This is a genomic window from Thermus tengchongensis (assembly GCF_021462405.1).
GTDB lineage: Bacteria > Deinococcota > Deinococci > Deinococcales > Thermaceae > Thermus > Thermus tengchongensis.
Map to the genome: position 1 here is coordinate 154,058 of NZ_JAKEDU010000003.1, position 9,563 is coordinate 163,620.

At 66.8% G+C, this 9,563-nt stretch carries 9 protein-coding genes and 1 pseudogene; 7 read left to right on the forward strand and 3 right to left on the reverse strand.

All coding sequences use genetic code 11. The features are described 5' to 3' along the window. Positions 1-8 precede the first annotated feature (8 nt). Positions 9-842 (reverse strand): universal stress protein, encoded by an 834-nt coding sequence (locus L1087_RS05380; RefSeq protein WP_234557968.1) that lies wholly within the window; start codon positions 840-842, stop codon positions 9-11. A 34-nt stretch (positions 843-876) separates the two neighbouring features. Between L1087_RS05380 and folP the strand changes: the two genes are divergently transcribed. From folP to L1087_RS05395, 3 genes are all read left to right on the forward strand, one after another. Continuing rightward, positions 877-1,695 carry a dihydropteroate synthase gene (gene folP / locus L1087_RS05385; RefSeq protein ID WP_038043328.1) on the forward strand — a complete coding sequence of 273 codons (819 nt, stop codon included), beginning with the start codon at positions 877-879 and terminating at the stop codon, positions 1,693-1,695. A gap of 2 nt (positions 1,696-1,697) precedes the next feature. Beyond that, positions 1,698-2,054: a dihydroneopterin aldolase gene (folB, locus tag L1087_RS05390; RefSeq protein WP_234558086.1), complete on the forward strand. Its 357-nt coding sequence runs from the start codon at positions 1,698-1,700 to the stop codon at positions 2,052-2,054. 175 nt (positions 2,055-2,229) lie between these two features. Further along, positions 2,230-2,775 (forward strand): LabA-like NYN domain-containing protein, encoded by a 546-nt coding sequence (locus L1087_RS05395; protein WP_038041062.1) that lies wholly within the window; start codon positions 2,230-2,232, stop codon positions 2,773-2,775. 8 nt (positions 2,776-2,783) lie between these two features. Here the strand turns inward: L1087_RS05395 and ndk are convergent, their stop codons facing one another. Together ndk and L1087_RS05405 are read right to left on the reverse strand one after the other, a co-directional pair. Then, a complete protein-coding gene (gene ndk, locus L1087_RS05400; RefSeq protein ID WP_234557970.1) occupies positions 2,784-3,197 on the reverse strand; it encodes a nucleoside-diphosphate kinase in 414 nt (137 codons plus the stop codon). Positions 3,198-3,218: 21 nt separating this feature from the next. Continuing rightward, entirely contained in the window at positions 3,219-4,151 is a 933-nt protein-coding gene (locus L1087_RS05405) for a PP2C family protein-serine/threonine phosphatase (RefSeq protein WP_234557972.1), read from the reverse strand. A gap of 99 nt (positions 4,152-4,250) precedes the next feature. On the opposite strand from L1087_RS05405, the gene L1087_RS05410 reads away from it, so the two are divergent. From L1087_RS05410 to L1087_RS05420, 4 genes and pseudogenes are all read left to right on the forward strand, one after another. Then, positions 4,251-5,024: a hypothetical protein gene (locus tag L1087_RS05410; RefSeq protein WP_234557975.1), complete on the forward strand. Its 774-nt coding sequence runs from the start codon at positions 4,251-4,253 to the stop codon at positions 5,022-5,024. A gap of 91 nt (positions 5,025-5,115) precedes the next feature. Beyond that, positions 5,116-5,619 (forward strand): annotated as a pseudogene (locus L1087_RS13300) (RtcB family protein); the annotation flags it as partial. 1,140 nt (positions 5,620-6,759) lie between these two features. Then, positions 6,760-7,992 (forward strand): RtcB family protein, encoded by a 1,233-nt coding sequence (locus tag L1087_RS13305; RefSeq protein WP_326490704.1) that lies wholly within the window; start codon positions 6,760-6,762, stop codon positions 7,990-7,992. Between the two features lie 44 nt (positions 7,993-8,036). Further along, on the forward strand, positions 8,037-9,509 hold the full coding sequence (locus tag L1087_RS05420) for a phosphodiester glycosidase family protein (RefSeq protein ID WP_234557978.1): 1,473 nt from the start codon (positions 8,037-8,039) through the stop codon (positions 9,507-9,509). Positions 9,510-9,563: the final 54 nt, after the last annotated feature.

Genomic DNA, 9,563 nt, shown 5'->3' on the forward strand with positions numbered 1-9,563 from the left:
GCCACACCTTACCAGACCGCGGCCTCGGGGACCACTAGGAGGGGGAGGTGGCTTTGGGTCAAGAGCGCCTCCACCATCCGGCCCAGGCGGTGGCGCCAGGTGCTCCTGGCCTTGGAGCCCAGGACCAGGAGGTCGGCCCCGCGGGCCTCCGCCAGGCGCAGGAGGTCCAGCTCGTCCTCTCCCTTGCTCACCTCCACCACCCCGGTGGCCTTCAGGAGGGCCTCGAGGTGGCCCCTGGCCCGCTCCAGCACCTCAGCGAGGGCGAGGCCCCTGGGGTCCAGGTAGGTGGGGAAGCAGCACCCTCCTTCCCCGCTCACCAGGTGCAGGCCCAACACCTCAGCCCCCATGGCCCTCCCCCAGGCCTCGGCCACCCGGAAGGCGCTCAGGCTTGCCGAGCTATCGTCCAAGCCCACGGCGATGCGCCGCACCGCCTTCATGGCCCTGGGGAGCAGCAAAACCGGAACCTCCCCCCGGTGGAGGAGGTAGCGGGCCAGCCCTCCCCGGGCCAGGACCTCGAGGGCCCCCACCCCCCGCTGGCCCACGAGGACCAACCGGCTCTTCAAGGCCTCCCCCGCCACCACCTGGGCGGGAAAGCCCCGGAACACCTGGCCCTTCAGGCCTGTTTCCGCCAACGCCTCCCACACCTTTCCCTCCACCGAGCCCAAGGTGGCCTCCAGGCTGGGGGCCAGTTCCGGGAAGCGCCGGGCCAGGGCCTCCAGGTACGAGGTGGGGACCACGTGGAGGAGCTCCGCCGGCATCCCCAAGGCCCCTTGGAGGAAGCGGGCCGTTTCCACCACGTCCTGAAACTCCTCCCCCAGGTCCACCGCGGCCAAAAGGCGCATGTTCCTCACCTCCTGGCCCCAATATAATCCTTTCGTGCTCTGGCTTCGCGACCGCACTTTAGACCTCTCCCAGCCTCGGATCATGGGCATCCTCAACCTCACCCCCGACTCCTTCTCCGATGGCGGCCTCTACCTGGACCCGGAAAGGGCCCTGGAGCAGGCCAAAGCCCTGGTGGCCGAGGGGGCGGACCTCTTGGACTTAGGGGCCGAGTCCACCCGCCCAGGAGCGGAGCCCGTGCCCGTGGAGGAGGAGAAAAGGCGGCTCCTCCCCGTCCTGGAAGCCGTTCTTGCGCTGGGGGTGCCGGTGAGCGTGGACACCCGCAAGCCGGAGGTGGCGGAGGAGGCCTTAAAGCTAGGAGCGCACCTCATCAACGACGTGACGGGCCTTCGGGACGAGCGCATGGTGGCCCTCTGTGCCCGGTACGGGGTGGCGGCGGTGGTCATGCACATGCCCGTGCCTGACCCCAGGACCATGATGGCCCACGCCCGCTACGGGGACGTGGTGGCCGAGGTGAAGGCCTTCCTCAAGGCCCAGGCGGAAAAGGCCCTGAAGGCCGGGGTGCCCCAGGTGGTCCTAGACCCTGGCTTCGGCTTCGGCAAGCTCCTGGAGCACAACCTGGCCCTCCTCCGCCGGCTGGAGGAGATCGTGGCCCTGGGCCACCCCGTTTTGGTGGGGCTTTCCCGGAAACGCTCCATCGGGGAGCTCACGGGGGTGGAGGAACCCGCAAAAAGGGTCATCGGCTCCGTGGCCGCCCACCTTTTCGCCGCCATGAAGGGGGCCAGGATCCTTCGCGTCCACGACGTGGCCGCCCATCGGGAGGCCCTCGCGGTGTGGAACGCCCTTTGGGGATAGATATGGGGGAGATCGCCCTTTTGGGCCTGGAGTTCTACGGCCGCCACGGAGTGAGGCCCGAGGAAGGCCGGCTTGGAGCCCGGTTTGTGGTGGACCTCTGGCTTAGGGTGCCCTTTGAGGGCAGGGGGGACCGGCTGGAGGAAACCGTGGACTACGCCGCGGTCTACGCCCTGGTGGAGGAGGTGGTGCGCCACCGGCGCTTCTACCTGATCGAGGCCCTGGCCGACCACCTGGCGGAGGAACTCCTTAGGGCCTTTCCCCGCCTCGAGGGAGTGCGGGTGCGGGTGCACAAGCCCCACGCCCCCATCCCCGGGGTCTTCCGCGACGTGTACGCGGAAACGGAAAAAGTGCGCTCCTAAAGGCATTTTCTTTCCTCATCTTGCGCTCATGGTAAGGCTGTGGTAGGATACCGGCGCCCGAAAGGGCTAAGCCGAAGCGAATATGCTTCCCCCACCGCTCATTGGGGCGGTGGGCTATGAACTTTCTCACGTCTCTGGGCTAGACTGAGGGAGCCCGGAAAGGGGCGGGCCAGTTATGGAAAGGGTGGCCATATTTATCGACGGCTCCAACCTGTACAAGGGGTTGGTGCAGCACCTGGGGCCGGACTATCGGCTTAACTTTGTGGAGTTTATCAGCCTTCTCACCGCCGGACGTAGGCTCCTTCGCGCCTACTATTACAACGCCCCCCTGCCCCCGGAAGACCCCGCGGCCAAGGCCCACCAGAGCTTCCTCAACTACCTAAAGCGGGTGCCCTACGTGGCCGTGCGCCTAGGAAGGCTCGAGCGGCGGGCGGACGGCTTCGTGGAGAAGGGGGTGGACATCCAGATCGCCATCGACATCCTGCGCCTGGCTTACGCCAACGCCTACGACGTGGCGGTGCTGGTCTCCGGGGACGGGGACTTCGCCGAGGTGGTGCGGGTGGTGCAGGACATGGGCAAGCAGGTGGAGAACACCACCTTCCACGCCCTTTCCTCCCACCGCCTGGCGCAGCAGGCGGACCGCTTCTACCCTCTGGACGACTTCCCTTGGGAGCGCCTTCGGGCGCAGAGCCTGCCCCAGGCCCCTGAAAGCGGCGAGTAAACCCCGGCCTAGAGGAGTTCCTCGGGTCGGAAGAAAAGGCCGATCTCCCGGCTTGCGTCCTCGAGGCTCGCCGAGCCGTGGATCACGTTCTCGTCAATGGTGGTGGCGAAGTCCCCGCGGATGGTACCGGGAAGGGCATCCTTGGGGTGGGTGGCCCCCATCATCTTCCGCACCTCGGCCACCGCGCCCGGCCCCTCCAGGACCATGGCCACCACCGGACCCGAGGTGATGAAGTCCACTAGGCCGGGGAAGAAGGGCTTCTCCCGGTGCTCGGCGTAATGCTGTTCGGCCAGCTCCCGGGAGATTTGCATAAGCTTTAGGCCCACCAGGCGGAAGCCCTTCCGCTCAAAGCGGGCCAGGATCTCCCCCACCAGGCCCCGCCTTACGCCATCGGGTTTCACCATCACGAAGGTGCGCTCCATACCCTTAGGAGTCTAGCAGGTTTAGGGGCCTTTGAAGTAGCCCAGGAGGATGTAGGCCACCACCAAAACCCACAGGCCGATGAGGAGGATGTCCCGCCAGCCCACCCGTATCCCCCGCCCCTTGGGCTCCATGACCTGGGTGGGCAGCTCCTCGGGCTCCTGCCCCAGCTTCAGGTGCACCGGGGCGCCCTTTGCCGCCTCCAGGGGGAGGGCGTAGGGGCGGCTAGCCCGGGGAAGCTCCTCGGGCACGCGCACCACCACCACGCTCACGTTGTCCGGCCCCCCCCACTCGTTGGCCAGGGCCACCAGGCGGCGGGCGGCCTCCTCCGGGGGGAAGTGCTTCAGCACCTCCAAGAGGGTCCGGTCCTCCAGCACCCCGGAAAGGCCGTCGGTGCAGAGCAGGAACACGTCCCCAGGCTCCAGCTTCAAGCCCAGGAGGTCCACCCGGGCCTGGGGGAAGGAGCCCAGGGCGTTGGTGATCACGTTGCGCCAGCGGTGGGTCTTGGCCTCCTCCGGGGAAAGGAGGCCCTGGCGCACCCTCTCCGCCACCCAAGAATGGTCCTCGGTGAGGAGGGTGAGCTCTCCTTTTCTGAGGAGGTAGGCCCTCGAGTCCCCCACGTGGGCGATGAGGGCGTAGGGCAGGTCCAGGACCAGGCAGGTGGCCGTGGTGCCCATGCCCCGGTTCTCCGGGCGCTGGGCCTCCTGGTGGATGCGCTCGTTGGCCCGCTCCAAGGCCTGGAGTAGCACCCGCGGGGAAGGCTCAACCCCCTTCAGGTGCTCCAGGATGGTCTCCACCGCCAGCCTGGCCGCCACCTCCCCCGTGCGGTGCCCGCCCATCCCGTCCGCCACCACGAAGACCCCGCCCCAAGGGGCGAGGGCGTGGCCCACGGCGTCCTCGTTCTTGGGCCGCTTCAGCCCAGGGTGGGTTTCCAGGGCGAAGACGAGGTCGGGCACAGGGGGATTTTACCCCACCTTGCTCTAAGCCGCCTGCCCAGTTGACAAGGGAAACCGCCTTGGTCCATCCTGGAAATGGAAGGGCAAAGGAGGTAGCTCATGCTCCGGAACCCATGGCCATGGTTGGGTGCGGCCCTGACGCTCCTGGGTGCGTGCGCCCCCACCGTCTTCCAGCCCCTTCCGGGGGTGGAGTTGCCTCTCCCCAGGGGCCGAGTGGAGGTTCCCACCTGGGTTCTCCCCGGAAATCCCCTTCCCCTAAGCGACGACTTTGAACGGTATCCCGTAGGCGCGGTACTGACCGGGGTGGCTCCTGAGCGCTATGGCTTGCTGGCGAAGGAAAAAGCGACGTTCACCGTCGTCGAAGCGCTAGACCCCAAAAACGCCATCACGCGCGCCGTCCGTCTAGCCCCGTTTGGCGGCGCCCTGCTGACCACAGGGGCAGGGAACTGGACAGATTACCAAGCCCGCTTTGATGTGCAATCCCTGGGGAACGCCTACTGGGCTTCGGCGGGTCTCCGGGCCCGGGTGTTCCTTGACCCCGCGGGAACTCAAGGCTTGGAGTTCCGCTTCGGCCGCGACGGCATAGAGCTGACCAAGGTGCTAGGAGAGCAACGGAGGGTGGTGGCCAAGAGGCCCGAGCTCAAGGAAGTGGGCGAAGCGTTTGTCACAGACAAGCTATGGCACCGCTTTGAGGTCCTCGCCCGAAGCACCGGGGAGGTCCGGTTCCGCATGGACGGAAGGGAACTCCTTGCGTGGCAGGACCCCGACTTCCGCCGAGGAGGGCTGGGCTTCGGAGTGCATGACCCGGACCTGGTGCTCTACCTGGACAACCTGGAGGTTACCCCTCTCTCCGAACCCTCCAAGGCCCCTTAGGCCTGCATAGCCTTGACGCATACCGCATACCGCGGTAACTTGAGAGTAAGCCCGGGCCCGAAAGCCCGGTCTTTTGCTTTGGGAGGGCGCCATGCGCTTTGAACGAATCGCCCCCTACACCTACCGCATCCCCCGCCAGGGGAAGATGCGGGTGGACGCGGTTTTCTTCGCCTCGGAGGAGATTTTGAAGGACCTCGAGGGGGAAGGCTACGCCTCCTTGCAGCAGCTCATGAACGTGGCCACCCTGCCTGGCATCGTGGAGCCCGCCCTGGCCATGCCGGACATCCACTGGGGCTACGGCTTCCCCATCGGCGGGGTGGCGGCCTTTGACCCCGAGACGGGGGGGGTGGTGAGCCCGGGAGGGGTGGGGTTTGACATCAACTGCCTGCCTGCCGGCACCCGCGTCCTCTTCCACGACCGCTACACCCGCCCCATAGAGGAGGTGGCGAGGGAAAAAGAACCCCTCCTCACCGTGTGGCAGCTTGAGGAAAAACCCGAGGCAGGCAAAGCCTTCCTCCTCCTCTCCCGAGAAGCGGAAACCCTGGTGCGCCTACGCACCGAGGGGGGGTTTGTTCTGGAGGCTACCCCCGACCATCCCGTATACACGCCCGAAGGGATGCGGCCTATAGGGGAACTGGCCCCAGACGACCGGGTAGCCGTCCATCCCTTCCAAGGCTTTCCCTACGAACCCCCTCCCCCTATCACCCTCCTGGACGAGGAGCAAGCCCGGACTTTGGGGCGCGCCCTGGGCTTTCCCCAGGCGGCGGAGGTGCTCAAGGCGAAGGGGCTCCTCCCCCTGCGGGCAGACCATCCCCACCTGCCCGTCATCCTGCGCCTCTTGGGCTATGCGCTGGGCGATGGCACCCTCTACCGGTCCCGGAGCAGGGGGTACCTGGTGCTCTATGGGGATGAAGAAGGTCTCCTGGAAGCCAAGGAGGACCTTAAGCGTCTGGGCTTCCAGGCTGGGGGCCCTTACGTTCGGATACGAAACCACAGCTTCCGAGGACGGACCTTTACCTACCGAGAGGCTAGCCTTAAGGCCTCCTCCCGGGCTTTGTTCCTCCTTCTCCACGCCCTAGGCCTTCCCGAGGGCCCCAAGGCGCAAACGGCTTTTGCCTTACCTCAATGGCTCTTCTCCCTTCCCGCTTGGCTTAAAGCCAACTTTCTAGCAGGGCTATTCGGAGCGGAGCTCTCCGCTCCGAAGTGGGTAAGCGGACATGGATACAACCTCGCCTCTCCTGTGCTCTCCCAGTCTAAGCGGAAAAGCCTTTTGGGGATTGGCCGAACCTTCATGGAAGACCTGGCCCGCTTAATGGAAAGTTTGGGCCTGGAAGTCCAGTCCCTACGTGAGGAACTGGCTTGGGAAGAACCCGCTGATCCTTCCCACCGCTTCAAACTGATCCTCCGGAGTACACCGGAAAACCTCCGCCTCCTTTACGAGAGGGTGGGTTATGCGTACGCTCCCCAAAAAGCCTGGCTAGCCCTAGTGGCCGCTTTCTACTTGCGCCTGAAAATGGCCCACTTGGAAGCTCGGGAAACCCAGGCTGAAGAGGTCTTGGCCCTACGACAGGCAGGCTTGGGACCAAAACGCATCGCTACTACCCTAGACCTCCCTCGGCGCTTTGTGGAGCGTACCCTTTACGAGAAGCGAGGCGGATTCCGCCCCTGGGGATTTCCCACCTTCCCTGAGTTCCTCCAGAGGGCCGGCCCCATGCTTTTTGACAGGGTAGTGGCCATGGAAACCGTTCCCCACGGGGGAAGGGTGTACGACCTCTCCATGGACCATGAGGGGCATAACTTCGTCGCCGAAGGGTTTGTGGTCTCCAACTGCGGGGTACGCCTCCTCGCCTCCCACCTCACCCTCGAGGACCTCCTTCCCCGCCAACGGGAGCTGGCCGATACTCTCTACCGCCTCATCCCCTCGGGGGTGGGGAGCGAGCGCAAGGACGTGCGCTTCAGCAAAAAGGAGCTCAAGGAAATCCTCAAGGAAGGGGCGGGCTGGCTCATCCGCAGGGGCTTCGGTTACCCGGAGGACCTGCGCTTCATCGAGTCCGAGGGGCGCCTTCCCTGGGCTAACCCCGACAAGGTTTCGGACCGGGCCTTTGAGCGGGGGGCCCCCCAGATCGGCACCCTGGGAAGCGGGAACCATTTCCTCGAGGTGCAGTACGTGGACGAGATCTACGATGGCGAGGTGGCGGAAGCCTTTGGGCTTTTCCCAAACCAGATCACCGTCCTCATCCACACGGGAAGCCGGGGCCTGGGCCACCAGGTCTGCCAGGATTATGTGGAAAAATTTCTAAAAGTAGCTCCCCGCTACGGGATCGAGCTTGTGGACAAGCAGCTGGCCGCGGCCCCCATCAGGAGCCCCGAGGGGGAGGACTACCTCCAGGCCATGGCCGCCGCCGCCAACTTCGCCTTCGCCAACCGCCAGCTCATCGCCCACTTTGTGCGGGAGGCCTTCGAGGCGGTGGGCTACGCCCCCAGGGACCACGGCCTAAGGGTGCTTTACGACCTGGCCCACAACAACGCCAAGTTTGAGGAGCACGGGGGAAAGAGGGTCCTGGTGCACCGCAAAGGAGCCACCCGGGCCTTCGGCCCCGGAAACTCCGAAATCCCCCTGGAGTACCAGCATGTGGGCCAGCCCGTGCTGGTGCCCGGGGACATGGGCCGCTATTCCTACGTGCTGGTGGGAACGGAAAAGGCCATGGCGGTTTCCTTCGGCTCCAGTTGCCACGGGGCCGGGCGCAAGATGAGCCGCCACCAGGCCAAGCGGGTGGCCCGGGAGCGGAACCTGGTGAAGGAGCTGGCGGAAAGGGGCATCCTGGTGCGGGCAGCCACCCGGGCCACCGTGGACGAGGAGATGCCCGAGGCTTACAAGGATGTTTCTGTGGTAGTGGAGGCGGTCCAGGGAGCGGGGATCGGAAGGAAGGTGGCCCGCCTCAGGCCCCTCATCGTGGTCAAAGGCTGAAGGGGTATCAGCTTCCTCTCACCCCCTTCTGCTTTCATGGGGAGATGAGGCGCCTTCTCCTCCTCAGCTTCCTGGCCTTTCTCCCTTTGGGCCTTGGCCAGAACCTTCTGCCCGCTGGGGTCTTCGGCTTGACCTTTCGCGAGGAAGGAGGAGCTTGGGTGTATGAGGGGGCAGGCGTACGGCTGGCGTACGCGCTGGGGGTGGGATGGGCGGAGCCTGCCGATCCCTCCCTACCGCCCCCTAGCGGAGAGCTCCTGCCCCTGCAAGCCCTGAAGGCCCTGGGGTACTTCCAGGTCCCAGAAGCCGGGACCCGCTTTGGGACCCAGGGCCGGGCCTTCCGGGTGGTCCTGGACCTTCCCACCCCCTACCCAGGTCCCCCCCAGGAAGCGCAGGGGCAGGAACGCCTCACCCTCCTCCTCCCCTACCTGGCCCCGGGGGTCCTCCAGGCCCCCTGGCCCCAGGGCCTGCGGGCAGGGGTGCGCCTCCTCCCCCAGGGGACTGAGCTTCGCCTCGAGGCCCCAGGCCGGCTCCTCCGCCACCGCCTCTTCCCCCTCCAGGACCCCCCCAGGCTGGTCCTGGACCTCTACCTCCTGGCTCCCGAGGTGGAGGAGGCCCTGGCTCCCGGGGTGCGCTACAAGGAGGTCTGGGCCTTCGCCCCCGAGCCCCTCAGGCTCCACCTGGTGGAGGCCACCGGGGGCCGCCTCCTGCCCGTGGGGAAGCCCGGGGTGCGGGACCTGCCCAAGAACCTGGCCCCGGGGGCCCTGGCGGTCCTCAACGGGGGCTACTTCGACCCGGCCAGCGGCGCCCCCATCGGGCTTTGGGTGCAGGACGGGGTCACGATCTCTTACCCCTTCGGCCGGGTGGCCCTCCTGTGGGAGGGCTTTCGCTTCTTCCTGGACTTCCCCCGCTTTGAGGCGGTGGTGCGGGGGCCCCAGGGGGAACGGGTGCGGGTGGGGGTGAACGCCTCCCGTGCCCGCTTCACCGCCTACACCGTCCCCGGTCCTGTGGGGCGGGAGGGGGAGGAGGTGGCCCTGGTACGGGGGGACCGGGTGGAGGCCATCCTGCCCGCCCCCCAGGAGCTCTCCCCGGGGGCCTGGGCCCTCAGCTTCCCCCGGGGAGGGCCTCCCTTCCCCATGAAACCCGGGGACCCCCTAAGCCTCTACGGCCGCCTGGACCCTCCCTTCGCCTACGCCCTGGAGGGGGGGCCCCTCCTGGTACGGGAGGGCCAGTACGCCTTCGACCCTTCCCGGGAGAACTTCCGCGACCCCCGGCCCCTCCAGGCGGTGGCCCCCCAGGCGGCGGTGGCCTGGACCCGGGAGGGCAGGCTTTGGCTTTTGGTCTCCGAGCCCACCACCCCCGGGGTTTTGGCCCGGGCCCTCCTCTCCTTGGGGGCCTGGAACGCCCTCAGGATGGACGGGGGAGGCTCGGCCCAGCTTTGGGTTCAGGGGAGGCTGCGAAGCCCGTACCAAGGCCCCCCCAGGCCGGTGGTGAGCGCCTTGGCCCTTTACGCCCCCTAAAGGGCGCCTCCTCCCGCGGGAGGGCTCACGCCGAAATTGGGCTTGCAAAAAGGC

What these genes read in the sequence shown, in the direction of transcription:
- L1087_RS05380 (WP_234557968.1), bottom strand. Translation starts at nt 842, where the DNA reads ATGCGCCTTTTGGCCGCGGTGGACCTGGGGGAGGAGTTTCAGGACGTG.
- folB (WP_234558086.1), top strand. Translation starts at nt 1,698, where the DNA reads ATGGGGGAGATCGCCCTTTTGGGCCTGGAGTTCTACGGCCGCCACGGA.
- L1087_RS05395 (WP_038041062.1), top strand. Translation starts at nt 2,230, where the DNA reads ATGGAAAGGGTGGCCATATTTATCGACGGCTCCAACCTGTACAAGGGG.
- ndk (WP_234557970.1), bottom strand. Translation starts at nt 3,197, where the DNA reads ATGGAGCGCACCTTCGTGATGGTGAAACCCGATGGCGTAAGGCGGGGC.
- L1087_RS05410 (WP_234557975.1), top strand. Translation starts at nt 4,251, where the DNA reads ATGCTCCGGAACCCATGGCCATGGTTGGGTGCGGCCCTGACGCTCCTG.
- L1087_RS13305 (WP_326490704.1), top strand. Translation starts at nt 6,760, where the DNA reads ATGGAAACCGTTCCCCACGGGGGAAGGGTGTACGACCTCTCCATGGAC.
- L1087_RS05420 (WP_234557978.1), top strand. Translation starts at nt 8,037, where the DNA reads ATGAGGCGCCTTCTCCTCCTCAGCTTCCTGGCCTTTCTCCCTTTGGGC.